Source organism: Chromohalobacter marismortui (assembly GCF_004364315.1).
Lineage (GTDB): Bacteria > Pseudomonadota > Gammaproteobacteria > Pseudomonadales > Halomonadaceae > Chromohalobacter > Chromohalobacter marismortui.
Window position 1 is genome coordinate 256,437 of the sequence record NZ_SOBR01000003.1, and the last position, 25,939, is coordinate 282,375.

The 25,939-nt window shown below is 59.1% G+C and carries 26 protein-coding genes; 6 read left to right on the plus strand and 20 right to left on the minus strand.

Annotated features, from left to right (window positions below):
• The first annotated feature begins 157 nt into the window (after positions 1 to 157).
• Together lexA and dinB are read left to right on the plus strand one after the other, a co-directional pair.
• Positions 158 to 796, plus strand: coding sequence for a transcriptional repressor LexA (gene lexA, locus C8E00_RS07740; RefSeq protein ID WP_133696553.1), 639 nt, complete (start codon positions 158 to 160; stop codon positions 794 to 796).
• Positions 797 to 815: 19 nt separating this feature from the next.
• The gene (gene dinB / locus C8E00_RS07745; RefSeq protein WP_133696555.1) at positions 816 to 1,862 is read left to right on the plus strand and encodes a DNA polymerase IV; all 1,047 of its coding nucleotides are present in this window, start codon (positions 816 to 818) and stop codon (positions 1,860 to 1,862) included.
• 9 nt (positions 1,863 to 1,871) lie between these two features.
• Here dinB and purU read toward each other — a convergent pair whose 3' ends face one another.
• Positions 1,872 to 2,726 carry a formyltetrahydrofolate deformylase gene (gene purU / locus C8E00_RS07750; RefSeq protein ID WP_133696558.1) on the minus strand — a complete coding sequence of 285 codons (855 nt, stop codon included), beginning with the start codon at positions 2,724 to 2,726 and terminating at the stop codon, positions 1,872 to 1,874.
• Between the two features lie 171 nt (positions 2,727 to 2,897).
• Between purU and C8E00_RS07755 the strand changes: the two genes are divergently transcribed.
• Positions 2,898 to 4,580 carry a ribonuclease J gene (locus tag C8E00_RS07755; protein ID WP_208291897.1) on the plus strand — a complete coding sequence of 561 codons (1,683 nt, stop codon included), beginning with the start codon at positions 2,898 to 2,900 and terminating at the stop codon, positions 4,578 to 4,580.
• Between the two features lie 54 nt (positions 4,581 to 4,634).
• On the opposite strand, the gene C8E00_RS07760 is transcribed toward C8E00_RS07755, so the two are convergent.
• The 10 genes from C8E00_RS07760 to C8E00_RS07805 form a co-directional block, all read right to left on the minus strand.
• Positions 4,635 to 4,931, minus strand: coding sequence for an H-NS family histone-like protein (locus C8E00_RS07760; protein WP_133696560.1), 297 nt, complete (start codon positions 4,929 to 4,931; stop codon positions 4,635 to 4,637).
• 177 nt (positions 4,932 to 5,108) lie between these two features.
• Positions 5,109 to 6,098, minus strand: a complete 990-nt coding sequence (gene moaA, locus C8E00_RS07765; RefSeq protein ID WP_133696563.1) for a GTP 3',8-cyclase MoaA — start codon at positions 6,096 to 6,098, stop codon at positions 5,109 to 5,111.
• On the minus strand, positions 6,095 to 6,553 hold the full coding sequence (gene moaE, locus C8E00_RS07770) for a molybdopterin synthase catalytic subunit MoaE (protein WP_133696565.1): 459 nt from the start codon (positions 6,551 to 6,553) through the stop codon (positions 6,095 to 6,097). Before moaE ends, moaA begins: the two co-directional genes overlap by 4 nt.
• Positions 6,554 to 6,563: 10 nt before the next feature.
• Positions 6,564 to 7,343, minus strand: coding sequence for a cyclic pyranopterin monophosphate synthase MoaC (gene moaC, locus C8E00_RS07775; protein WP_133696567.1), 780 nt, complete (start codon positions 7,341 to 7,343; stop codon positions 6,564 to 6,566).
• On the minus strand, positions 7,340 to 8,611 hold the full coding sequence (locus C8E00_RS07780; RefSeq protein WP_133696570.1) for a bifunctional molybdopterin-guanine dinucleotide biosynthesis adaptor protein MobB/molybdopterin molybdotransferase MoeA: 1,272 nt from the start codon (positions 8,609 to 8,611) through the stop codon (positions 7,340 to 7,342). The genes moaC and C8E00_RS07780 overlap by 4 nt, the downstream gene beginning before the upstream one ends.
• Positions 8,608 to 9,174 carry a molybdopterin-guanine dinucleotide biosynthesis protein B gene (gene mobB / locus C8E00_RS07785; RefSeq protein ID WP_133696573.1) on the minus strand — a complete coding sequence of 189 codons (567 nt, stop codon included), beginning with the start codon at positions 9,172 to 9,174 and terminating at the stop codon, positions 8,608 to 8,610. The genes C8E00_RS07780 and mobB overlap by 4 nt, the downstream gene beginning before the upstream one ends.
• A gap of 142 nt (positions 9,175 to 9,316) precedes the next feature.
• Positions 9,317 to 9,916, minus strand: a complete 600-nt coding sequence (mobA, locus tag C8E00_RS07790; RefSeq protein ID WP_133696575.1) for a molybdenum cofactor guanylyltransferase MobA — start codon at positions 9,914 to 9,916, stop codon at positions 9,317 to 9,319.
• Between the two features lie 96 nt (positions 9,917 to 10,012).
• Positions 10,013 to 10,678 (minus strand): ABC transporter ATP-binding protein, encoded by a 666-nt coding sequence (locus C8E00_RS07795; RefSeq protein ID WP_166638277.1) that lies wholly within the window; start codon positions 10,676 to 10,678, stop codon positions 10,013 to 10,015.
• A gap of 29 nt (positions 10,679 to 10,707) precedes the next feature.
• Positions 10,708 to 11,415 (minus strand): ABC transporter permease, encoded by a 708-nt coding sequence (locus C8E00_RS07800; protein WP_133696579.1) that lies wholly within the window; start codon positions 11,413 to 11,415, stop codon positions 10,708 to 10,710.
• 15 nt (positions 11,416 to 11,430) lie between these two features.
• The gene (locus tag C8E00_RS07805; RefSeq protein ID WP_133696581.1) at positions 11,431 to 12,279 is read right to left on the minus strand and encodes an ABC transporter substrate-binding protein; all 849 of its coding nucleotides are present in this window, start codon (positions 12,277 to 12,279) and stop codon (positions 11,431 to 11,433) included.
• Between the two features lie 205 nt (positions 12,280 to 12,484).
• Here C8E00_RS07805 and C8E00_RS07810 point away from each other — a divergent pair, with 205 nt between their 5' ends.
• The 3 genes from C8E00_RS07810 to C8E00_RS07820 all read left to right on the plus strand — a co-directional run bounded on the left by C8E00_RS07810 (position 12,485) and on the right by C8E00_RS07820 (position 16,591).
• Entirely contained in the window at positions 12,485 to 13,846 is a 1,362-nt protein-coding gene (locus C8E00_RS07810; RefSeq protein ID WP_133696583.1) for a sigma-54-dependent transcriptional regulator, read from the plus strand.
• Positions 13,843 to 15,942: a sensor histidine kinase gene (locus C8E00_RS07815; RefSeq protein ID WP_133696585.1), complete on the plus strand. Its 2,100-nt coding sequence runs from the start codon at positions 13,843 to 13,845 to the stop codon at positions 15,940 to 15,942. The genes C8E00_RS07810 and C8E00_RS07815 overlap by 4 nt, the downstream gene beginning before the upstream one ends.
• Before the next feature lie 61 nt (positions 15,943 to 16,003).
• Positions 16,004 to 16,591: a cupin domain-containing protein gene (locus tag C8E00_RS07820; RefSeq protein ID WP_133696587.1), complete on the plus strand. Its 588-nt coding sequence runs from the start codon at positions 16,004 to 16,006 to the stop codon at positions 16,589 to 16,591.
• A gap of 29 nt (positions 16,592 to 16,620) precedes the next feature.
• Here the strand turns inward: C8E00_RS07820 and C8E00_RS07825 are convergent, their stop codons facing one another.
• From C8E00_RS07825 to ung, 9 genes are all read right to left on the minus strand, one after another.
• A complete protein-coding gene (locus C8E00_RS07825; protein ID WP_133696590.1) occupies positions 16,621 to 17,862 on the minus strand; it encodes a uracil-xanthine permease family protein in 1,242 nt (413 codons plus the stop codon).
• 283 nt (positions 17,863 to 18,145) lie between these two features.
• Entirely contained in the window at positions 18,146 to 19,888 is a 1,743-nt protein-coding gene (locus tag C8E00_RS07830) for an ABC transporter substrate-binding protein (RefSeq protein ID WP_133696593.1), read from the minus strand.
• A gap of 55 nt (positions 19,889 to 19,943) precedes the next feature.
• Positions 19,944 to 20,216 (minus strand): DUF2160 domain-containing protein, encoded by a 273-nt coding sequence (locus tag C8E00_RS07835; protein WP_133696595.1) that lies wholly within the window; start codon positions 20,214 to 20,216, stop codon positions 19,944 to 19,946.
• A gap of 11 nt (positions 20,217 to 20,227) precedes the next feature.
• Positions 20,228 to 21,121: a carbohydrate ABC transporter permease gene (locus tag C8E00_RS07840; protein ID WP_133696598.1), complete on the minus strand. Its 894-nt coding sequence runs from the start codon at positions 21,119 to 21,121 to the stop codon at positions 20,228 to 20,230.
• 1 nt (position 21,122) lies between these two features.
• Positions 21,123 to 22,004: a carbohydrate ABC transporter permease gene (locus C8E00_RS07845; RefSeq protein WP_133696600.1), complete on the minus strand. Its 882-nt coding sequence runs from the start codon at positions 22,002 to 22,004 to the stop codon at positions 21,123 to 21,125.
• Complete coding sequence (locus C8E00_RS07850; RefSeq protein WP_133696603.1) at positions 21,997 to 23,097, minus strand: ABC transporter ATP-binding protein; 1,101 nt, start codon at positions 23,095 to 23,097, stop codon at positions 21,997 to 21,999. The genes C8E00_RS07845 and C8E00_RS07850 overlap by 8 nt, the downstream gene beginning before the upstream one ends.
• A 1-nt stretch (position 23,098) precedes the next feature.
• Complete coding sequence (locus C8E00_RS07855) at positions 23,099 to 24,187, minus strand: ABC transporter ATP-binding protein (RefSeq protein ID WP_133696606.1); 1,089 nt, start codon at positions 24,185 to 24,187, stop codon at positions 23,099 to 23,101.
• Between the two features lie 280 nt (positions 24,188 to 24,467).
• A complete protein-coding gene (gene upp, locus C8E00_RS07860) occupies positions 24,468 to 25,097 on the minus strand; it encodes a uracil phosphoribosyltransferase (RefSeq protein ID WP_133696608.1) in 630 nt (209 codons plus the stop codon).
• A 127-nt stretch (positions 25,098 to 25,224) separates the two neighbouring features.
• Positions 25,225 to 25,926 (minus strand): uracil-DNA glycosylase, encoded by a 702-nt coding sequence (gene ung, locus C8E00_RS07865; RefSeq protein ID WP_133696611.1) that lies wholly within the window; start codon positions 25,924 to 25,926, stop codon positions 25,225 to 25,227.
• Between the last annotated feature and the right edge of the window lie 13 nt (positions 25,927 to 25,939).

Below are 25,939 nucleotides of genomic sequence, written 5' to 3' on the forward strand. Positions count from 1 at the left end.
TTCGATTCTAAGCCTTGACATCGATAACGACAAATCTCCCCAGGTTTGAAACACCCGGGCCGTGAACGAATGACCGCGCTAATGGTTGCACCACGCCAAAGACTGGATACAATCACATACTGTATGCTTGAACACGTCAGCGCCTGCCGGAGGCCCCATGTCTCGCTCGTTAACTTCACGCCAGCAACACGTCTTCGATTTTATCGTCAAGACCATGAATGAGCTTGGCTATCCACCGACACGCGCGGAAATTGCCCGGGCTCTGGGCTTTCGTTCGCCGAATGCCGCCGAGGAACATCTCCGAGCGCTCGACCGCAAGGGGGTCATCCGCATGATCCCCGGCACCTCACGCGGAATCCGCCTCACCGGAGAGGAAGAGACCGCCTCGAGCAGCGGCGATGGCCTGCCGGTCATCGGGGAGGTCGCCGCCGGTAGCCCGATCCTGGCCGCGGCGCACATCGACCGGCACTGCCCTCTGGCGCCGGACTACTTCACCCCGCGCGCCGATTATCTGCTGCGTGTTCGCGGGCTCTCGATGAAGAACGCCGGCATTCTCGATGGCGACCTGCTCGCCGTGCATCGTACCCAACAGATCCGCGACGGTCAGATCGTCGTCGCGCGTCTGGAAGATGAAGTCACCGTCAAGCGCTTCAAGCGTCAAGGGCATCATGTCTGGCTGCTGGCCGAAAACGACGATTTCACGCCCATCGAGGTGGATTTGCGCCACCAGGAACTCGACATCGAAGGCCTCGGCGTCGGCGTGATTCGTGGCGGTGGCGGTAACGGCCTGCACTGAGCAGACACGCCCATTTGCCATGCGCAAGATCCTCCACGCCGATTGCGACTGCTTCTATGCCGCCGTGGAAATGCGCGACGATCCGACGTTACGCGACATTCCTCTGGCAATCGGCGGCAGCCCCGAGACGCGTGGCGTTGTCGCCACCTGCAACTACCCCGCGCGCGCCTTCGGCATCCATTCGGCGATGCCCATGGCGCGTGCCATGCGTTTGTGTCCGCACTTGACCCGGCTTTCTCCGGACTTCGAAAAGTACCGTGACGTGTCGGCCTGCATTCAGGCACTTTTCCATGAGCTGACGCCACTGGTGGAGCCCTTGTCCCTCGACGAGGCGTATCTGGACGTCAGCGAGGTCACACGCTTCCAGGGAAGCGCGACATGGATGGCCAGATGGCTCAAGCAGGAAGCGCTGGCGAGAACGGGCATCGTCATCTCTGTGGGAGCGGCGCCCAGCAAGTTTCTCGCCAAGCTGGCCAGCGACTGGGACAAACCGGATGGACTCCGAGTGATCGCTCCCGATGAAGTCGAGCCTTTTCTCCTCGCGTTGCCCGTCAAGCAGTTGCACGGTGTCGGCCCGGCGACGGCGGCCAAGCTCGAGGCACTACAGATCGTCACCTGCCGTGACCTGCGCGAATGGCCGCTCGAATCTCTGATCGACCGCTTCGGCAAGTTCGGACGACGGCTATTCGAGCTGGCACGTGGCATCGACGAGCGCCCGGTACAGATCGAGCGTGAACGCAAGTCCGTCAGCGTGGAAACCACCTATCACCGCGACCTGCCCGATCTAGCCAGTTGCCACGACGCACTCGCACCGCTCGTTGAGCGCTTGATGACGCGTCTGACGCGACATGGCTCGCCGGACATTCAAAAACTGTTCGTCAAGGTTCGCTTCAACGATTTCAGCAGTACGACCCTGGAAGCGGCGGGTCGCGAGGCGCTGGCAGTACGCTTTCAGGCCTTACTCGACGGGGCCTGGGCGCGCGGCGAGCGCCCCGTGCGCCTGCTCGGGGTCGGCGTGCGACTGACCCCCGAGGCGCAGCAACGACAGATGACCCTCTTCGACTGACCCTCACCTTCAAGCAAACACGACCGTCTTGTTGCCATGGATCAAGACACGATCCTGCAAATGCCAGCGTAGCCCCCGCGCCAGCACGGCCTTTTCGACGTCACGCCCCAGGCGCACCAGGTCCTCGGCGGTATGGCAGTGCGTCACGCGCTGGATGTCTTGCTCAATGATGGGGCCCGCGTCGAGTTCTTCGGTGACATAATGGCACGTCGCGCCGATCAGCTTGACACCCCGCGCATAGGCCTGATGGTACGGCTTGGCGCCAGCGAACGAGGGCAGGAAGCTGTGATGAATATTGATGATTCGGCCGGCGTATCGCTGACACAGGTTGGGCGGCAAGATCTGCATGTAGCGCGCCAGTACTACCGTATCCGCCCGCGCCTCTTCGACCAGTGCCTCCACCCGAGCAAACGCCGCCGCCTTGTCGTCTGCATCGACGGGCACATGATGGAATGGAATGCCATGCCATTCGACCAGTGCGCGCAGCGCTTCATGATTGGAGATCACGCAGGGGATCTCGCAGTCGAGCTCACCTGCCGTCCAGCGGTACAACAAATCGACCAGGCAGTGCGACGCGCGCGACGCCATCAGGACGACGCGCTTGGGCATAGCGGTATCGCTCAGCGCCCAGTCCATCGAAAACTCATCGGCAATGGCCGAAAAGTCGTCGCGCATCGCATCGATGCTCAGTGGCAACGACTCGGCTTTTATTTCGTAGCGCATGAAAAAGCGCCCGGTGGCCAAGTCCGAATGTTGATTGGCCTCGGTGATCCAACCACCATGACCGGCGATATAGCTGGATACGCGAGAGACGATGCCCACGCGGTCGGGGCACGAAACGATAAGACGATACGAATGGGACATGCGCGCTACCATCAATCCTGAAATGAGGCAGTGATCGGCGTCTCATCGAGGAAGACGCGTCTCACCAAAGGGCGCCTATTGTAGCGAATTCGGTGATCACAAGAAGCCTCGATTGTGGCCGCACCGGGGCATCCCGTATAGTGTTGGACATCTTCACGTCAAGGGATAACGATGTCCCAATCACGCATCCAGATACGCGCTCGCCGCAAGCCTCCCCTGCGGATACTGCCCCTCGGTGGCTGCGGTGAAATCGGCATGAACTTCACTCTTTACGGGCACCTTGATCACTGGATCGTGGTCGATTGCGGCATGATGATTCGCCAGGATCTCCCGCAGGCGCCCTTGCAAGTCCCCAATGTCGATCTCTTGCCTTCTCAGGGTATCGTTCCTCAGGCCATCTTCGTCACGCACGGACATGAAGATCACATCGGTGCGATTGCCTGGCTGTGGCCACGTTGGCAATGCCCCATTCATGCCACGCCACTGGCCGCCGGCTTGCTGCACCTACGCTTCGCCGAGCAGCAACTGCCCACCGATGCGATTCACGTCATCACGCCCGACGACGCCACGCAAAGCGGCCCTTTCGATGTACGCTTCTTGCCAGTGCCGCACTCGATTCCCGAAAGCTGTGCCCTGCTATTGGCGACCCCCGATCATCGTATCCTGCACACCGGTGACTGGAAACTCGATTCCGAGCCCTTGATCGGTGCCCCCGCATGTCCGCAGCGTTTCCAGGCGCTGGCGCCTATTGATCTCGTCGTCGGCGATTCCACCAACGCCCCCATCCCCGGACATTCACGCAGCGAGGGCGAGGTCGCACGCGCACTTGAAGCGACGATCGACGCCTGCCCCGGCCGTGTGATCGTCAGTTGCTTCGCCAGCAACCTGGCCCGCATTCTGGCCCTGGGCCGCGCTGCCAAGGCGTGCGGACGACGCGTCAGCCTCATGGGGCGTTCGATGGAGCGTATGGTGAATGTCGCGCGAGGACTTGGCTATCTAGAGGACTTCCCCACCCTGGTGCCCGTTCGCGACCTTGGCTATCTACCCCCCGAAGAAGTCCTGATCATCGCCACCGGTAGCCAGGGAGAGCCACGCTCCGCCCTGTCTCGCCTGGCTCAGGGGCAACATGCTGATTTCGAGCTCCAGCCCGGCGACAGCGTGATTTTTTCGGCCAAGGCGATCCCCGGCAACGAACTGCTGATCGAGCGATTACAGGCAGGACTCAAGCGCGCCCGCATCACGCTTTACGATGAGCGCCATCATCCCGAACTGCATGCCTCGGGGCATCCTGCACAGGACGAATTGCAACGTCTTTATGGCTGGCTTGCGCCCAAATATCTGCTGCCCGTGCACGGTGAGTCTCAGCACCAACTGGCGCATCGTCGCCTGGCGAAATCACTGGGCATCGAAGTGCCCTGGATACCTCGCAATGGTGATATGCTCCGCTTCGATAACGACGGTCTGACCTGCCTCGAGCGCCATCCCCTGGCACCGCATATCGTGACCCAGAATCGCATACATCCCCTGGAAGGATTGCGCGCGCCCAGCATGTCGAGCATGCACCATCGCAGCGGCATCTTGAGCCTGACGCTGCCGGTCATTCGCCAGCCATCGGGATGGGCACGCGTGGGACGTTTATTGTGGGATACGAGCCACGACCTGGCGCTGGACGATACGGCGCTCGCCGACTGGCTCGACGATCAACTACCCCTTCACGAGGCGGATACCATCGCGGCATTACGCCAACGGCTACACGCCCCCTTGATGCATTGGCTCAATGAGCATCTGCGACATCTCCCCGAGGTCCACCTGCATATCATGGCGGCGGAAGAAACCTCGTCGATCGATGGGTGACCCGGCAATAAAAAACGGACCCGAAGGTCCGTTTTGATCGTTCGAGCGTGTCGCTCACTGCTTGCGGTCCTTGTCTTTCTTAGGTGGACGACCTCGACGCTTGCGCGGCTGCTCGGACATCAAATCGTCCAGGGAAAGGCCCGCATCGCTCATCGCCTCACGAATTTCCGCCAACTTCCGCTCTTTTGCAGCTTCTTCCGCTTGGCGCTTGTGATCTTCCTGCTGCTTCTGCTCGATCACTTCACCGATGACTTCTGACAGCTTATGGAGCTGTTCCATGCTGAGCTGTCGCGCGGCAGCGCGAGCCACATTTTTATTTCGCGCAATGCGCTCCAGGGTGTCAGTGGACATTCGCCTCCTCCATTAAAAATAAACGACCTGCGGCAATAACGCCTTGGCGTTTTTGAAAAGTATATGACTCGAACTTGGTTTAGCAAGAAAATAATGCACTCAAGCCCCGTCGAAACCTCACGCCTTTATGGTCAGGAGACGCATCACGCTAGCGCGAATGACGCACACCGTAAAACATCACCCGCCCGTCATGTTCATAAAACGCACGATATCGACATCGCCATCGGTGCGGAAATGATGGCGTTCGGGTTTCAGTGGCATGGCCTCGATGATGCGCTGTTTGAGGCGCTCGATATCCCCGGGATAACGCCGCAGAACCTCGCGCAGGTCGACCGAGTGCTCGTTACCGAGGCACAGTAACAAGCGCCCTTCCACCGTGACCCTGACGCGGTTACAGGTATCGCAGAAATTATGGCTGTGCGGCGAGATAAAACCGATACGCGATTCACTATCGGGCATGCGGAAATAGCGCGATGGCCCCAAGGTATTCTCGGTCGTCGGTAATAGCGCATGACGCGATGCGATCGCCGCATGGACATCATCGCTGGAATAAAAGGTTTCTTCACGCGAATGGTCAGACACATCGCCTAGCGGCATTTCTTCGATGAAGCTGATATCCACGCCTTCTCGGCGCGCGAAATCGACCAGGTCGAGCACTTCATCGTCGTTTCGCCCCTTGAGCACGACGGCATTGAGCTTGATACGCTCGAACCCGGCATCGCGCGCGGCACGAATACCGGCGATGACATCCTCGAGATTTCCGGTACGCGTCAAGCTGCGGAAGCGCTCGGGGTCGAGTGAATCAATGCTGATATTGAGGCGCTGCATACCGCCTGCTCGCAATGCCTTGGCATGCTTGACCAGCCCCGCGCCATTGGTCGTCATGGCGAAGTCCTTGAGCCCCGGCAGCGCGCCGACGCGCGATACCAGATCATCGATGCCACGTCTGACCAGCGGCTCACCGCCGGTCAAACGAATCTTCTCCACGCCCAGTTCGACGAAGGCACGCGCGACTTGTTCGATCTCTTCAAGCGTCAATATCTGTGCGCGCGGTAGAAACGTCATGTCCTCGCTCATGCAGTAGACGCAGCGAAAGTCACAGCGATCCGTCACCGAGATACGTACATAACGAATCTGGCGCTGAAAGTTGTCGATCAGCTCGGTCATGCTTCCTCCCAACGGTCCGCAGCTCGCACGTCACTGTCACGCGCCGAGACCCAATACGTCCCGCTTGCAGTGTGTTCTTTCTTCCAGAATGGCGCACGTGTCTTGAGGTGGTCCATAAGAAAATCGCACGCATCGAATGCCGCACGTCGATGGGCACTCGCGACCATGACCATGACGATGGGATCACTTGGCGACAAGCGGCCGACACGATGCACGATGCGTACTCCTTCGAGCGGCCAACGCGACGTCGCCTGTTCGGCAATATCGCGCAACGCCGCCTCGGTCATGCCAGGATAATGCTCCAGTGACAGGGCCTGCACATCCGGACGCTCATTGACATCGCGCACCAGGCCGGTAAAGGTCACCACGGCACCGATATCGCAACGCCCCGCCAGCAGGTAGCGTTGCTCCTCGCCCACATCGAAGACGGAAGACTGCACGCGCACATCGATCATGATTAGCTCCTCATCCTCCGGTGACCGGCGGAAAAAACGCCACTTCATCGCCCTCGCGAAGGGTTGTGTCGTCATGCGCCATGGCATGATCGACGGCACATAGAATACGCGCGGCGGACAAGGCCGCGAAGCGCGAATCCCGTGCTTCGAGTGCGGCCTTGAGACTGGCGACATCGAGACTTTTTAGCGATGCAACCGGCACTTCCACCTCTTCGGTGTCCAGTCGCTCGCGCAATTCGGCGAGAAACTTGACGCGTATTGCGGCGACGCCGACGGGCGGGGTTTCGGACGCTTCACGCGTCGCGGGGACCTCCTCGGCGGCGCGATGCCATTCACCGGACTTGCCGCCCGTCTTGTGCTCCAGGCACACGCCGTCGATCGTCATGTCCTTGTCGACCGCCTTGCACATATCATAAAGAGTCAGGCACGCCACCGAGACCGCGGTCAGCGCCTCCATTTCCACACCAGTGCGGCCCGCCAGACGACAGCGTGACTCCACATGCACGCAGGACGCCGCTTCGTCGAGGCGAAAATCGACACTTACCTTGGACAGCAGCAATGCATGACACAAGGGAATCAATTCATGTGTGCGCTTGGCGGCCTGAATACCGGCGATGCGTGCCGTGGCCAGCACATCCCCTTTGGGCAAGCCGCCCTCGGCCAGCAAGGCCAACGTGTCCGGGCGCATGACGATGCGTCCGCTCGCCACGGCCTCGCGCTGCGTTTCGGCTTTATCGCCGACATCCACCATGTGAGCTTCGCCACGCGCATTGAGATGGGTCAAACTCATGTCAGGTCACCGAACGGTTGTATCGTCACCGGCGTACCCGCCTCGACGGCGGCACACTCGTCTCCGATTTCGATAAGGCAATTGGCCGCCACCATCGAGCTGAGGATGCCCGACCCTTGACGGCCCGTGGTCCGCACCGAGAGCTGGCCGGCCTCATCCACGGTATAGATACCGCGATGAAAATCGACACGTCCGGCGCGGCTTTTCAATGGCTCGCCGGCCAGCGCCGTGAGACGTGACGGCTGCCAAGCGCGCTCTCCCTGCATGCGCCGGAGCATGGGTTGAACGAATTGCAAGAACGTCACCATGACCGCCACAGGGTTGCCGGGCAGCCCGAAGAAAGGCACCGTCACCCCTCCCGTTCGATGGATACGACCGAACGCCAAGGGTCTTCCGGGGCGCATGGCGATCCGCCACAACCCCAGCTCGCCGATGGCGGTTAGCGCGGGCTTGACCCAGTCGGCTTGCCCCACCGATACGCCGCCGCTGGTCACCACCATATCCGCCTCGCGGGCCGCCGCCGACAGAGAGGCACGCATGCTGTCCAGATCGTCCCGCAGAATGCCCAGGTCGATGACCTCGCATCCCAAGCGGCTCAGCAAGCCATGTAACGAAAAACGATTGGTATCGTAGATACCGGCGGGTGGCAACGCCTCGCCCGGCGCCGTGACTTCATCGCCGGTGGAAAACACGGCCACACGGAGTGGGCGAAACACCTCGATCTCCGCATACCCCAGCGAGGCCAGCAGCCCCACGTGCTGCGGCCGCAATCGTGTACCTATCCCCAGCGCACGCTGGCCGCGCGCCAGGTCTTCGCCGGCCTGGCGCACGTTCTGCCCACGCCGCACTCGTTCGGGTCGTGCGACACGCATGCGCCCGGCGTTGTCGACATCGGCGAGCTGCTCGCTCATGACCACGGTATCGGCACCATCCGGCAGCGGTGCGCCAGTGGTAATCCTCACCGCCTCACCTGGCGCCAGCGATGTCGTCAACCGCGTACCCGCCAGGACATCAGCGACCACATCCACGAGCATAGCGCCTGCCGGTGCCTCGTCGGGCCATGCCAACGCGATGCCGTCCATCGCAGCATTGGTATTTTGCGGCACGTCGATTGGCGACATGACATCCACCGCCAACACCCGACCGCAGGCCGCCTCCAAGCCGATCCGCTGCCTGGCAACCGTCGGCGGCGCCATCTCAGCCAGCGCTGCGAGGGTCTCGTCGACGCTGAGCATGCGCTCGCCCAACTCGAAACAGGATAAGGTCATGACGTCTCCCGAGGACCACGGCGCATCTCGGGCCAGCGTGGCGGCCATGCCCGCACCCAGTCGACCAGGGCGTCATGATCGTCCATCGGCAAGCGCTCGACTCCGTCCGGCAGCACCATATTATCGGGCGTCGCCACCGCCCGCACCCAGGGGTCATCGGCCGCCATCAGCGGCTTTTCCAAGGCTTCGCGATGCAGCTCCAGCTTGGGCAAAGGCCAGGCTTTGAAGCCTTCGACCAGGATCAGATCCGGCGCCAAGGGCAAGACATGAGGGATCAGCGCCGCGAGATCGGCTTCCTCGCGATCGGGCGTTTCCATCATCAAGGCAAAACGCTTGCCCGAGGCCACCAGCATCGGCGTCGCGCCAGCCTGACGCAGGCGGTAGCTATCCTTGCCGGGGCGATCGATATCGAAGGCGTGATGGGCATGCTTGATCACGGCCACTTGCATTCCCGCATCGGCTAGCCTGGGCAACAGTGCCTCGAGCAGCGTCGTCTTGCCGGTCCCGCTCCAGGCGGCGATACCCAACAGTGGCGTGTCTAGCGCATCAAGCGATAACGTCATCGCGTCTCGTCGTCCTCTTGCAAATCATCGAGGGAATCATCAGTGAGTAATGCAACGCAACAAACATGCCGAGGGCTCGCCATTGATACGATGGTGGATCGCCTTGGTTCTCCGAAAATCACATGGCGCGATAGCTACCGCGTCAAAACGATCCATCAGCGCGCCAATGTCGCTCCATAACGTCACGGTCAGCGGGGGAGTTGAGATTGGCGAACGCCTCGGGCTGATCGGAAAAGTCGACATGGCACCAGGGATGGCGCGCATACCAGCGATCTATCTTGCGTTCGCCATCGCGCAGGGCCGCCCCGAGATCGTCGCGCAGCGTGGTATCGATCAAGGCCACCACGGGATGCGCCCGCTGACCATCGTGCGCGACCGCGATACGCTGCTCGCCGCGTCCCTGCTGCAAGCGCAGCGCCAGATCCACCGGCAGCGCCGGAGAGTCGCAGGGCACGAATAACGCCCACGGCGTTTCCACGGCACATAACGCGCTCCACATGCCCATCAGCGGTCCGTGATAACCGGTCTCACGGTCGCCGATGAGCGGGTAGCCCAGCGCACGATAGCGCTCCAGGCTGCGATTGGCATTGATCGCGATGCGCCCCACCTGAGGCACCAAACGGTTCACCACATGCGTGATCAAGGGTTGCCCCGCAAACGGTTCCCAGCCTTTATCGCGGCCACCCATGCGACGCCCTTCCCCACCCGCCAAGATGACCGCGGTCACGTCCTCTTCGTGCATGCCTATCACTCCTGCACTGGCTATTATGTCCACCATCATACGCAGCTTGGATGCACACGCCGAGCCACTTCCCCAATGCGTGCGGCGAGGAAGGCGTCACACCGCCACGCCCTGCTTGAAAGCACTTACCTGTAGGCAGCGTTGTTCCAGGCACCAGTACTCATCGCAACGTTCGGTCAATACGCTCGGCTGATGGGCACTGAGCACGATGGCACAGCCTGCTTCATGCAGCGACGAGATCAATGTACAGACATCGGCAATGGCCTGACGGTCGAGGCTGGCGGTAGGTTCATCGAGCAGCAACACGCGAGGCGACAAAAGCCACGCCCGTGCCAACGCCAATCGCATGCGCTCACCGCCCGACAACGATCGGGCACGCTGCTCGGCATGCGCAGCCAGGCCGCAATGTTCCAGCATCGCGGCGACGCGATGGCGCGCTTCCTCCCGTCGCCAGCCGTGCCAGCGAGCCACATAGCGCAGGTTGCCGGCGACACTCGTATCGAAGAGATAAGGCTGTTGATGCAAATAGAGCACGCGCCCAGGGCATGGCGGTGACAACGGCGCCGCATTTCCCAATGTCCAGCGTATGGTGCCTTGGCGAGGGACCTCCAGCCCTGCCAGCAGACGCAGCAATGTCGTCTTGCCGCTGCCGTTATCGCCGCGCAGGTGCACGAGCGAGCGCCCCTGCCATTGCAAGTGAGATATCTCCCATAGCGCCGGCTCGCGGTCGAAGCCATGGGCTAGCTGGCTCACCTCGAGCATGAGCATTCCCCTCGATGGACGCGACGCGGTCAGGCGCTCACGGTTTGATGACCGCGTCCACGCATGACGCCCAGTAGTACATTGAGGACCAGCGCCAACAGCAGCAAGACGAGCCCCAAGGCCAGCCCTTGAGCAAATTTACCCTTGAGCGTTTCCAGCGCGATCGCCGTGGTGATGGTGCGCGTAAAATGCTCGATATTACCGCCGATCATCACCGCGCTACCGACTTCGGCAATGATGCGCCCGAACGCCGCCAGCACGGCGGCGATGACGCCGAAGCGCGCTTCGCGGATCAATAGCCATAAAGACGACCACCACCCCGCGCCTAGTTGCCGCGCCGTTTCCCAGGCCCGTTGATCGATGCTCTGTAACGTACTGTGCAACATGGCGATCAAGACCGGCATCGCCAGCAGAAACTGCCCCATGATCATGGCGCGCTGGGTGAACAGCAATTGCCATTCTCCCAGCGGGCCACTGCGCGATAGCAGCATGAACAGCACCAGTCCCACCACCACTGTCGGCACGGCCATGAACGTATTGACCAACGATATCGCGAACCAGCGCCCCGGAAAGGCAACACGCGCCAGTAGCAAGGCGATCAACAAAGAAGGCGGCAAGGCTGCGAATATCGCCGTCAACGAGACACGAAAGGAAACGCCGATGATTTCCCATAAGGCCGGATCGAAGGAGACCAACAGATACAGCGCCTCCCCCACCGTGTTCATGAGCTCACGCATCGGCGTCTCCGCGCATCAGTCGTTTTCTTGGACGGCGGCGGAAGGATCGACCTTCTCACCGGCGCTAGCATGAAACAATACCTTGTCGTTGAGTCGGAACGCATCGATCAGGTCCTGCCCCTCATCGGAAATCAGCCACTCGGCCAGCGCTCGTGCCCCCTGTGTATTGAGCCCCTCATGGCGTTCGGGATTGACCAGAATGACCTGGTAAGGGTTGAACAATGCCTTGTCACCCTCGACCATGATCTCCAGATCCAGCTTGTCCTTCATCGCCAACCAGGTCCCCCGATCCGTCAAGGTGTAGCCCTGCAGTTCACTGGCCATGTTCAGTACAGCGCCCATGCCTTGGCCGGCGGAGCGGTAGCCCTCGAAATCAGGGGTGGTTCCGGCGTCTTGCCACAGGTGATTTTCTTTTTTCTCGGTGCCGGAATCATCGCCGCGCGAAATGAATGTCGCGCCCTCATCGGCCAGCGTGGCAAACGCACGGGTCGCATCATCGCCACCCTCAATGCCCGCCGGATCGTCGGCGGGCCCTACGATCACGAAATCGTTGTACATCACGCCATGCGGCTCGACACCGTAACCGGCATCGACGAAGGCCTTTTCCGCTCCGGGAGCATGCGTCAGGACCACATCGACATCACCATCACGCCCCAGCCTTAGCGCCTTGCCGGTGCCCACGGGGATGACCTGGACCTGATAAGGATGGTCTTGCTCGAACTTGGGCAACAGATAATCGAGCAATCCCGAATTATAGGTACTGGTGGTGGTCGCCAGGCGCACGATATCGGCCGCCTGGGCGCCGGAGGCCAGCAGGAACGTTAGCGCCAGGGCGGCGAGCAGTGGAAAACGGCGTTGTAGCATGGGAAACCTCTCATCATTGTGGGGCCGTGGATACACTCGACTCCCTTGCAATTGGCATGCCTGACGTGACCCTGCCGCCAAAAACGGTGACAATTGCCGGATCGCATCGCGCCTTTTACCATGAAAATAATCCAGGTGCGTAACGAATGGAACAAATTGACCCAATAGCGAGACATAGTGTCCCGTCACGCAGGGAACGCCACTCATGACTGCATCCACCGAACTGCCCACCGCCTCCGTGCTGATCGTCGACGACGAGCCTGGCATGCGCAGCTATCTGGCCAAGGCGCTGGCCTCGCGCTTTGCGCTGGTCGAGGTCGCCGACTCGCTCAGTGCCGCCGAGGCGCTGCGCCAGCGTCTACACTTCGATCTGCTGCTGGTGGACATCCGCCTTCCCGATCGGTCGGGCATCGAGTGGCACGAAGCCCTCGGCCCCGAACGGCGTAGCGATATCATCTTCATGACCGCCTACGCCGATCTCGACATGGCGGTCAAAGCGCTGCGCGCGGGCGCCAGCGACTTCATCATCAAGCCGTTTCGGCTCGAGCAGTTGCAAGGCGCCGTCGACCGCTGCCTGGCTCAGCGCCGTCTGGCGCGCGAGAATTTCGTGCTCAAGCGCGAGACGCAGCGCCTTTATCACCCCGACGAAAGCATGATCGGGGATAGCCGCGCCATGGCCCAGGTCAGAACGATCATCGAACGCGTCGCACCGGCCCCCTCGGCTGTCTTGATCCATGGCGAGTCGGGCACTGGCAAGGAGCTCGTGGCGCGTGACCTGCATCGCCTTTCAGGGCGGTTCGGGGCTTTCGTTCCGCTCAATTGTGGCGCCATCGCCGGCGAGCTGCTGGAGTCGGAACTCTTCGGCCATATCAAGGGGGCGTTCACCGGCGCGGTGAAGACCCGCGAAGGGCTGTTCACCTATGCCGACGGCGGGACGTTGTTTCTCGACGAAATCGCCGAGATGCCATTGGCCATGCAGGCCAAACTGCTGCGCGTGATCGAAAGCAAACGCATCCGTCCGGTGGGTAGCGAGCAGGAACAACCCGTGGACGTGCGCATCATCGCCGCCACCCATCGCAACCTGCAGCATGAAGTCAGCGAGGGACGCTTCCGTGAGGATCTCTATTTTCGCCTCAATGTCCTGACCATGACCCTTCCCGCCTTGCGCGAGCGCCCCGAGGATATTCCTGTCCTGGCCCACCATTTTTCCCGGCAGCTGGCACGCGATCTCGGCCTCGAAGCCCTGCCGTGGCAACACGCCGATCTCGAGCGCCTGACGCATTACCCTTGGCCCGGAAACATCCGCGAACTCAAGAATTTCATCGAACGTTGTATCCTGCTCGGCCAGCTTCCCAGTGACATGCTCGACGAGGCAGCCGACAGCTCCTCCAGCGATAGCGTCAAGGGCTATCCTTGCGACTGGTCGCTGGAAGCCGTCGAACGAGCGCATATCCTGGAGGTGCTCGGGGCTCACGGTCATAACAAGTCCAGCGCCGCTCGCTCTCTGGGCGTGTCGCGCAAGACCCTCGATCGCAAGCTCAACGCCTGGCAAGACCTCGGCGCATGAGACGCCTGCGCCGCTGGCTGCGCGCCTCGATTCGACGTCGGCTCTTGTGGCTCACGTTCGCGCCCATGGCGTTGCTGATAATCGCCCTGACGGGACTCACCGCCTACTGGACCTCGACGTACAATGACCGTCAGTTGTACATGAAAGTGCGTGCCGACCTGGCCGTCGCCTCGCGGGTTCTGGATGGCTTGAGCCAGCAGCAGCAAGCACGCCTCGAGGAATTGGCGCATAGCCACGCGCTCGCCTCGGCACTGCAGGGCGAGGGGTCGCAATCCCTCGAGGCACTGCTCGATGAAACCCAGGAAGCAATGCAACTGGACTGGTTGCGCGTGGTACCGCTGGCAGCCTTCGAGACACGCCCCGAACTGCACCGCCGATTGCACTCGCCAGGCCATACACACGGCATGTCCGGCCTGGATGTGCTCCCCGCAACGCGGCTCGAGACACTGGCTCCCGGACTGGCCCAACGCGCGCGCCTCGAGCTGCATGACACACCGCAAGCCGCCCCCAGCGATCGGCGACGCGAAACACGCGGTATGGTGCTACGCACGCTGTATCCAATTCATGATGACCCGGGCCACCGGCGTCTTCTGCTGGATGGCGGGCGCTTGCTCAATGGCGATGCCGCTCCCGTGGATGATATTCGCGACCTGGTCTATGGGCCGGGCACGTTGCCCGAAGGCAGTACCGGCAGCGTCACCTTGTTTCTCGATGACGTGCGCATCGCCACCAATGTACGCCTGGACAACGGCGAACGGGCACTCGGTACACGCGTCTCCGAGCCCGTCAGTCGCCAAGTGCTCGAACGCGGCGAGCGTTTCATCGATAGCGCCTTCGTGGTCAGCGGCTGGTACGTCGCCGCTTATGCACCGCTCACATCGCTGACCGGTCAGCGTATCGGCATGATCTACGCCGGTTTCCCCCTGGCGCCTTATGAAGCCCTTTATCGGCAAACGCTCTTTCAGGTCGGTGCCATTCTGGCCATCATCGTCCTGATCTCAGGGCTGATGGTGATCCGCGGAATCGATGCTCTCGCCAGTCCAATACGCCGAATGCATCGCGTGATCCACGGGGTTCGCGAGGGTCGCCATTTGCGCATTGGTCACCTCGACAGCCAAGACGAACTGGCCGAACTGGCCCATGAATTCGATGCCATGCTCGATCGCCTGGATACCCACCAGGCCGCCTTGCAGCGCGCCGCTCAGACCCTCGAGCGACGCGTCGAGGCACGCACCCAGTCCTTGACCGAAAAAACACGTGCCCTCGAGGAGCACGTGGCCTTGCTCAAGCAGGCGCGCGCCAGCCTGATGACGCAGGAGAAGCTCGCCGCCCTGGGCGAAATGACGGCTGGCATCGCGCATGAAATCAACAACCCCGCGGCCGTCATCCTGGGCCACGTGGAACTGCTGGACGATACGCTCGGTCCTGATGCGGCTCCCGTACGCGACGAGATCGACACCATCATCGCCCAAGTCGAGCGCATCCGGGCGCTGATCGACAACCTGCTGCAATACTCGCGTGCCGGCAACGGTCAAGAGCCGGCCTTCCGTGACGAGGACATCAATGCCATCGCCGCAGATACCGAGGTACTCGTCCGCCACGCGCTCGACAAGCACGGCCATCGGCTGATCGGTTCGCTGCACGCCACACGGCGAGCCGAATGCCACCGCGGCCAATTGCAGCAGGTACTGATCAACCTGCTGCTCAATGCCACTCAGGCCAGCACGTCACCGATGATCATTCATCTGGCCACGCGCGACACGTCACGCACGATTCCCGGACACGGACGGCGCGATGGCGTGGAGGTTCGTGTTGCCGACCAGGGGCCGGGCATTCCACTGGAACTACGTGGGCGCGTCTTCGATCCGTTCTTCACCACGCGCGAAGCAGGCTCCGGGCTCGGCCTGGCCATCAGCGCGGGTATCGTACGTCGCAGCGGCGGCGAGATGTGGGTCGCCTCGGCACGCGGTCGCGGCTCGATATTCCATGTCTGGCTCCCCTGCCAGGCATTTCCCAGCGGCGCCGAGGACGTCACGACACGCAAATTGATCGCCTCTCTCAGCGACATGACCTCACCGTCCTCACGCGGCGGTTAAGATCGCTTCAACGAGGCGCTATCATAGGTCGATAACGTCTCGGTACACGCAAGGATCATCCATGAGCGGATTCGACGTCGGCGCACGTCTCAAGCAATTGCGCATGTTGCGCGACTTATCGCAACGCGAGCTGGCGAAACGTGCCGGCGTGACCAACAGCACCATTTCGCTCATCGAGCAGAATAGCGTGAGTCCTTCGGTGAGCTCGCTGAAAAAAATTCTCGATGCCATGCCGGTCTCGATCAGCGAGTTCTTCGTCGGCGAGGAAACCAGCCCCCAGGAGAAAGTCTTCTATCGCGCCGCAGAGCTGACGGAAATCGGCGATGGCAATCTTTCCTGGCGTCTGGTCGCCGCACGCCACCCCAGCCGCGGCATGTCGATCATCCACGAGCATTACCCGCCAGGGGCCGATACCGGCGAGGACATGCTCGAACACGAAGGCGAGGAAGGCGGCGTCGTCGTTTCCGGTACCATCGAACTCACCGTCAATGGTGATACCCAATGCCTGCACGCGGGCGACGCCTACTATTTCGACTCGCGCCTTCCTCACCGCTTTCGCAATCCCGGCGCTGGGGACTGCGTCATCGTCAGCGCCAACACTCCCCCGGGTTTCTCGGAGGGCGGGGCGAGTACGCATCACCGCCACTAGCCTCCACCTGACGAGCCTCCCGCTCTCCCTCACTCATGCTTGGCGGCCGGCGGCAAGGCCCAGTTGAGCACGATACCGACCAGCGCGGCGAGGCTCACGCCCTGCAGAGCGTATTCGCCGCTACCGAGCTGCATCCCCCCAATACCGAACACCAGGATCAGCGACACCACCACGAGATTGCGCGGCGCGGTCAAGGACTCGCCGCCACGCACCAAGGAGTTCATCCCCACGACCGCGATGGAGCCGAACAACAGGGTCATGATCCCCCCCATCACCGGCGTAGGGATGGTCTGCAACAACATGCCAAGCTTGGCCACGAACGCCAGTACAATGGCGGTACAGGCTGCGACGATCATGATCGCCGGATTGAAATTGCGAGTCAGCGTTACCGCGCCGGTGACCTCCGAATAGGTTGTGTTGGGCGGTCCACCGAAAAGTGCCGCCACGGACGTCGCCAGCCCATCGCCCAGCAGGGTGCGCTTGAGTCCGGGGGTTTCCAGGTAATTGCGACGTGTGACCGACCCGATCGCCACCATATCGCCGATGTGCTCGATCACCGGCGCGATGGCCACCGGAATCATGAACAGGATCGCTGCAAGATTGAACGTCGGGGACACGAAATCGGGCCACGCCAGCCAGGCGGCGTCATGCACCGGCGTCAGATCGACCACGCCCATGGCCAGCCCTAACGCATACCCGACGACGATCCCGCCCATGATCGGAATCAGACGGATCAGGCCTCGCCCGAAAACCGCCAACACCAGCGTTACCAGTAGGCTGATCATCGACAACGAAATGGCCTGGACATAGCCCATATCGCTGTTTTTCCCCGTGGCCATATCCACTGCCACCGGCGCCAGCGCGAGGCCGATGACCATGATCACCGGTCCCACCACGACCGAGGGCAGCAGGCGATGCAGCCATGCGGTTCCCCTCACGCGCACGATCTGTGAGATCGCCACATAGACCAGGCCTGCGACGAACAATCCACCCAAGGTGGCAGGTATGCCATAGCTGGCCACCGACCCCTGAATGGGGGCGATGAACGCAAATGAGGACGCCAGAAACACGGGGATACTGCGTTGCGTGATGAACTGGAAGATCAAGGTGCCGATCCCCGCCGTGAATAACGCGACACTCGGGTCCAGACCTGTCAATAACGGCACCAGCACCAAGGCTCCGAACGCCACGAACAGCATTTGCGTTCCAGTGATCAGCGTGCGTATCGGATGGTTCGTTGGCGTCGCCGAGGTCGCAGTGTCGTCGGTCATGGGAAAGCAGCTCCTGATATTGGTGGGCGGGAATGGAAGCGCGATATTCTAGCAATGACGATGGCTTCACCGCAGCTACCAGCGCACTAAGAGCTCCTTTCAACACATTGATAGCGCGGATATCGGGGCAGTTGTCACAAGAGGCTTGTCCAAGCAAAAGGCCCCGCCCGGCATGAACCGAGTGAGGCCTTGTGTTGTACTCCGAATCGCCGACTACACGATCATGGCATGTCCCGGGCAAGCCCGGGACATTCATGGACGCGTCAAGCACCACGTCCATTGATCACTCGCTAGAACCGGCCGCCATCCATTGCTTCATCAGTTCATCATAGGGAACGGTGGTGCCCTGCGGCATCTCGTTGTCCAGCTTGGGCTTAGGCGCTCCCGGTTGGGATAGCCAGTATTCTGGATCTCGCTTCTCATTGAGATTCGGTGAATACGTATCGAACACATCGGCTCGAGCAAGACGCGACATGATGTTGTCCAGGTCAGCAGCCAGGTTATCGAGTGCCTCTTTGGGAGCGACATCACCGCTTACGGCCGGCGACAAGTTTTCCCACCACAAGGGCGCCATTCGCGGATAGTCCGGGACATTGGTGCTCGATGGCGTCCACTTGGCTGCATTGGGACTACGATAAAACTCCACCAGCCCACCGAGCTTGGGCGCCATTTGCGTCATTTTTTCAGAGAAAATATCCGATTTACGGATCGGGGTCAGGCCCGCCAGCAACTTTTCGAGCGAGACGGTCTTTGAAACAGTAAACTGCGCAAAGAGCCAAGCGGCCGTCCGTCGATCCTCGGGCGTGGATTTAAAGAAGGTCCAGGCTCCCACATCTTGATACCCGACCTTCATGCCTTCTTCCCAGTACGGCCCCGTCGGCGATGGCGCCATCCTCCACTTAGGATTTCCATCTTCATCGGTCACCGGCAGATCGGGCCCGGTCATATCCGCAGTAAAGGCCGAATACCAAAAGATCTGCTGGGCAATATTGCCTTGCGCAGGCACCGGCCCCGCCTCACTGAACGTCATGCCGCTCGCCTCGGGCGGTGCATACTTCTTCAGCCAATCGACCATTTTGGTCACGGCAAAAACCGAGGCCGGTGAGTTGGTGGCCCCGCCACGCGAAACGCTGGCACCGACCGGTTGACTCTGCTCGTTGACGCGAATCCCCCAGTCATCCACCGGGTTGCCAAACGGCACCCCCGGACTTCCCATACCCGCCATGGAGAGCCAGGAGTCATGGAAGCGCCATCCCAGCGAGGGATCCCGACGACCGTAATCCATGTGGCCATACACCTTGTGGCCATCAATCTCGCCGACATGCTCGGTGAAGAACTCGGCAATATCTTCATAGGCCGTCCAATTGGTAGGAACGCCTAGGTCATACCCATAGATATCACGAAATTTCTTCTGCAGATCCTCACGCTGAAACCAATCGTAGCGGAACCAATATAGGTTGGCGAACTGCTGCGTTGGCAACTGATAAAGACTACCGTCGGGCCCCGTCCCATATTGCAATCCCATGAAATCATCGAGATCCAAAGTGGGCAGCGTGTAATCGGCCCACTCGTTTTTCATGGCCTCGGAAATATTGACGGTATCACCATAGCGAATATGCGTACCGATGGAATCTGTATCATTGACGTAACCATCATATATATTACGTCCTGTTTGCATCTGGGTCTGCATATTGGTGACAACATCACCCTCACCGATGATATTATGAGTGAGGTTGATACCCGTCAGCTTGCTAAAAGCCTTCGCCAGGACGTCACGTTCATAAACGTGCGTCGTCAGGCCCTCCGCGACCGTATTGATCTCCATTCCACGAAAAGGCTCGGCTGCCTTGGCAAACCACATGAGCTCTTCGATCTGTTGTTCACGTGTCAGTGTCGATTCCTGAAAGTGCTTATCCACCAATTGCTCTGCAATGGCCCGAGTATCTCTCTCATCGGCGTGCACTGAGCCGCTTGCAAGCATCACGCCTGCGGCAAGCAGAGAGAATCGTATTCTTATAGCTTTCATAGTCACCTCTTCGATTGTGGTTTTTCGTCCGTGAAACTACAGCTCCAAGCAACGGTTACCCCCAGCGTATCAGCACCAACATCCAAAGGATGGAGACGCTCAAGGCAATCCAGATATTGAGTGAAGTAAAGCCAACCACCAACAAGTGAATATAGGCGGCACAAAGCAGACCGATAAACAGCCGGTCACCCCGTGTGGTTGAAATCGGTAAAAACCCCTTGCGCTCGACCGTGGGTGAGACAACCTCCCAGACCGTCATCCCTGATAGCATCAGGGCAATGGCCATGAAAAATATCGCAGTAGGCGTCGTCCAAACCATCCATTCCATATCACGCCCCCTCAGGTTCGGCCTAGAGCAAAGCCCTTGGCAATATGATTACGAACAAAATAAACCACCACGATGCCAGGCAGAATCGTCAAGACGCCGGCGGCAGATAGCGTTCCCCAGTCAATCCCCGAGGCTCCCTTTGTTTGAGTCATAACGGAAGCGATAGGCTGTGCGTTGGTCGCAGTCAACGTATTGGCGAGCAGTAATTCGACCCAAGAGAACATGAACAAGAAGAACAGGGTAACCCCTATACCCGAGCTGATCATGGGCACAAAAATCTTGACGAAAAACTTGGGGAAACTGTAGCCATCGATAAACGCCATTTCATCGACTTCCTTAGGCACACCACTCATGAATCCTTCCAGAATCCAGACCGCAAGCGGAATATTGAACAGGCAATGTGCCAGAGCCACCGAAAAATGAGTATCGAAGAGCCCAACCGTATAATAGAGTTGAAAATAAGGCAGCAAGAAAACTGCCGGTGGCGCCATGAGGTTAGTCAACAGCCAGAAAAAAAGATGCTTATCGCCTATAAATTTATAACGACTGAAAGCATAGGCTGCCGGCAATGCCACCACAATACTTATCAGCATGTTCATCAAGACATAAGAAATAGAGTTGACATACCCCATATACCAATTAGAAGTTGTAAAAATCTTGACATAGTGTTCAGCAGTAAAATCCTGCGGCCACAACGTCAAGGCACTCAGTATCTCGTTATTGGACTGGAATGACATATTGAGAAGCCAGTATATGGGCAACATCAAAAAGATGACGTAGATGCCCACCAGCCCTCGACGACGCCACTGGGTGGAAGCCGAGCGCGCTCTGCGACGGCGACGGTTATTGGCAGCCGCTGCCCGATCACGCACGGCCTCTGGTGTTGTGGGTAGTATATTTCTCATCTCACCCTTCCTTGTTTTTATCGTCTTTCTGCATATTCATGATGGCGGTGTAGAACACCCAGCAGACAAGCAGAATAATCAGAAAATAAATGAGCGAGAACGCTGCTGACGGCCCCAAATCCTGTTGACCAATAGCCATAGTGGTAAGTGACTGGCTAAGAAACGTCGTTGAACTGCCAGGACCACCGCCGGTTAAAACGAAAGGCTCTGCATATATCTTGAAGGAGTACATGAAGCGCAACAATACGCCAATAACCAACACATTGGTTAACTTGGGAAGCTGGATATGGCGAAATATGGCCCATTTGGAAGCACGATCGATACGTGCCGCCTGATAATAGGCATCCGGAATCGAGCGCAGGCCACTAAAGCAAAGCAAGGCGATCAGAGGCGTCCAGTGCCAGACATCCATCAGGATGATGGTCGCCCAAGCATCCACTGGATTTGCCGTAATGTTGTAGCCATAACCCAACTCGCGTAGCCCCCACCCCATGAGCCCAATATCGCCACGGGTGAAGATTTGCCAAATGCTGCCGACCACATTCCAGGGGATCAATAATGGCATGGTAACGAGTATGAGCATGGCCGATGCCTGCCAGCCCTTCTTGGGCATTATCAGAGCAATACCGATCCCCAAGGGCACTTCGATGGCCAGCACGGTCAGCGAGAAGGCAAACTGACGCACCAAGGCCGCCTGTAGTGCAGGATCATTGAGCATCTGCTTGAACCACTCGGTCCCCGTAAAGAACCGAGTATGAGCATCGAAGACATCCTGGACCGAATAGTTCACCACGGTCATCAATGGAATAATGGCGGTAAACGCTACCAGCAATAGCATGGGTAGAATCAACCACCATGCCCGGTTATTGTAGACTTTATTCATGACCGCTCTCCACGCGATATTCATCGATGTATAGGCCAAGTCGGTCATCGGGAAAACGAAGCCATGCCTTGCTACTTGGCGTTGCCTGATCTTCCGCTATACGCGCCTTGAGGACGACATTGCCCAGCATGAGATGCACGATAGAAAAGGTCCCCAAATCCTGAGCGTAATCTACCCGAGCCTCCATCCCACCTTCGATTGGCTCTGGATGCACCTCGATGAACTCTGGGCGGATACCCAACTTGATATTGCTGGAATCGGCATGCGCCACGGCATCACAAATATGCTGTCCCACGACCAATTCGGCGTCACCACTCATGACGCGGCCGTCACTCATCACGACATCCAGAAAATTCATTCCGGGACTACCGATAAAATAGCCGACAAACGTATGCCTTGGCTCTTCGAACAATTCACGTGGCGTTCCGAACTGGACGATCTGACCTTCATACATCACCGCGATCTTGTCTGCAAAAGTAGAGGCCTCGAGCTGATCGTGAGTCACATAGATCATGGTGACTCCAAAGCGTTGATGAATCTCTTTCAACTTGCGGCGAAGCTTCCACTTGAGTTGAGGATCAATAACGGTGAGCGGTTCATCGAATAAAATCGCCGCAACATCGTCACGTACCAGTCCACGCCCCATGGAAACCTTCTGTTTTTCATCGGCGGTCAGGTTCTTGGCCTTGCGCTTGAGCTGGGCAGTAAGTTCCAGCACATCGGCAACTTCCATGACGCGCTCGTGAACGCGCGCCTCGGGCGTCTTCACGTTACGTAGCGGGAAGGCCAGATTGTCATAGACCGTCATGGTGTCGTAAACGACGGGGAACTGAAAAACTTGCGCGATGTTGCGCGCCTCGGGGGGCATGTCGTTGACCAGTTCACCATCAAAGAGAACCTCGCCGCTCGAAGGTTCCAGCAAGCCGGAAATGATGTTCAGCAGCGTCGATTTACCACAGCCAGAAGGCCCGAGCAGCGCATAGGCTCCTCCTTGATGCCAGACGTGGTCCATCTCGCGGATGGCATAATCCTCTGATGACGTTGGATCGGCGAGATAGGTATGGGCAAGGGATTTTAGAGTGATTTCTGCCATGTCAGCTTCCTCCCAGATGCATGGGTGTATGCGCGACTGCACCCTGCTGATCGAAGACATACATCTTGTGGGCCGGAAGATAGAGTGTTACCGATGCATCCACCGAGAACTCATGGATACCCTCAAGGTACACTGTCATATTGAAACGTTCGTCATGCACGTGAAGAAACGTCTCGGAACCACTGATCTCCGCTAGATCCACTATCATGTGGAGCGTAATGTCATTGCTCGTCTGAGGTGTCAATGAAATGTGCGAGGCACGTACGCCAAAGCGATACTCGCCCGCCGGTAGTCGCTTCAAATAACGGTCCAGTGAAAAATACGTTTTACGATCGAAGGTCAGCTCCTCCCCAGAGACGACACCGTCCAGAATATTGATGGAGGGTTCGGAGAACATCTCCGCCGTGAGGATGTCCTGAGGACGATGATAAACATCTTCGGTGCGGCCGTACTGCAATAGGCGACCTTCGTGCAATACCGCCGTATTACCTCCTAATGCCAGCGCCTCGGCAGGTTCAGTGGTTGCATAAACCGCAATGCAATTACGCTCGCTAAAGACGGCACGCAATTCTTCTCGAAATTCTTCACGAAGCTTGTAATCCAGATTGACCAATGGCTCGTCGAAGAGGACAACGTCCGCATCCTTTACCAGGGCCCGTCCCATGGCGGTACGCTGTTGTTGTCCGCCGGAAAGTTCAAGTGGGAGACGGTCAAGCAAATGCTCGATATGAAGCATTTCGGCGATATTTCTTACCCGTCGATCGACCTCCGCACGTGGTACCTTGGCGAGCTTCAGCGGTGATGCAATGTTATTATAAACCGTCAGACTCGGGTAATTGATGAATTGCTGATAGACCATCGACACATTACGATGACGTACCGAGACGCCGGTGACATCTTGGTCATTCATTATCAAGCGCCCGTGGGTCGGGGAGTCGAGTCCGGCCATCAAGCGCATCAACGTTGTTTTACCCGCCAGAGTACGTCCCAGCAGGACATTGAAAGAGCCGGGCTGTAGCTCTAGATTCACGTCTTTTATATGGGACTCGCCACCGACCTGCCGATCGATGTTTTCCAGGATCAATGACATGGCGCATCTCAAATAGTCGTTGTTAGTGCATGACGATTCACGTCACTGCCCTTACAACCCTAGGCGAGGCGCATTTTTTTAACAATGCCGCTCATTATCGAAAACCGAATATGCGATCTTGAAAACGGCAAAAAATCTTGCAAGGCATTGTTTTATTTAATTTTTTATTGGACTTATACTTTATATTGAGAAACGAAAGCGCTAAACAGAGACAAAAAAACGGCCCTGCGTTCGTATATGAACGCAGGGCCGCGAGCGAAAAGCAGCGTCCAGGACGGGGTCAGCGTGTACCGAATATCTTGTCACCGGCATCCCCCAGGCCGGGGATGATATAGCCATTCTCATCGAGGCGCTCATCAACAGCGGCGGTGTAGATCTCCACCTCGGGATAAGCCTCCTGAACCCGGGCGATACCTTCCGGTGCCGCCACCAGGACAATGACCTTGACCTGTGGGCACCCTCGCTCCTTGAGCATGTCCAGCGTGGCGACCATAGAGCCGCCCGTCGCCAACATGGGGTCAATGACGATCGCTAATCGCTCGTCGAGGTCGCCGACGAACTTCTCGAAATACGGCACCGGCTCCAGCGTCTCTTCGTTACGATAAAGCCCCACAACACTGACGCGCGCACTGGGAATGAGGTCGGTAACGCCGTCGAGCATCCCAAGACCGGCACGCAGAATAGGGACCACGGTGACCTTCTTGCCCTTGAGCAACTCGACTTCGAGCAAGCCTCCGCTCCACCCCGGAATCTCGGTTTTCTGAGTCTCGAGATCCTGCGTCGCTTCATAGGTCAGCAACTTGGCGACTTCGCTGGCCAGTTCACGGAAGCTCTTGGTACTGATACCGGCTTCGCGCATCAAGCCCAGCTTATGCTTGACCAGGGGGTGTTGGATGGCATGAACGCTCATGTCGGGGGATATCCTTTCGGCGATGACGAGCCGAACCACATTCCACGCTGGCCATGCGGTTACGTCATGGACGCGGCCGGAACACGGTTCGGATTTACGTGCATTCTAGCGTGTCAGGGGAACTGGGTTAAGAGGACGCTGCGAGCTCAGGCTGCACCGGCAATTGCCAGTCAATGCCCTCTCGGCCCCGAGCGACCAAGAAGTCATTGGCTTGGGAAAAGTGACGCTGACCGAAGAAGCCACGATGCGCCGACAAGGGAGAGGGATGCGGCGCGTGCAGCACTAGGTGTTTCTGACGATCGACGAACGCCGCCTTCTTCTGTGCGTAACTGCCCCACAGCAAGAAAACCACGCCATCGCATTGCTCGTTGACGACCTGGATCGCGCGATCGGTGAAGAGCTCCCACCCCTGGCCTCGATGCGCGCCAGCGTTGCCCTGCTCGACGGTCAACACACTATTGAGCATCAACACGCCCTGACGTGCCCACGACTCGAGAAAACCATGCGACACAGGACTCGCGCCCACATCCTGGGCCAGCTCCTTGTAGATATTCTGCAAGGATGGAGGGACGGGCACACCGGGCCGCACCGAGAAACACAGCCCATGTGCCTGGTGCGGACCGTGATACGGATCTTGCCCCAGGATCACGACGCGGACCCGGTCTAACGGCGCCAGCTCGAAGGCACGAAACCAGTGAGCAGAATGCGGGTAGATCACCTTGTGCTGGGCTTTCTCGCGCGCCAGAAACGCGCGTAACGCCTGCATGTAAGGCGCATCGAACTCGGGGCCGAGATGATGCTGCCAGCTATCCGGCAAGACCTGGGGCATCACGGGATTTCCT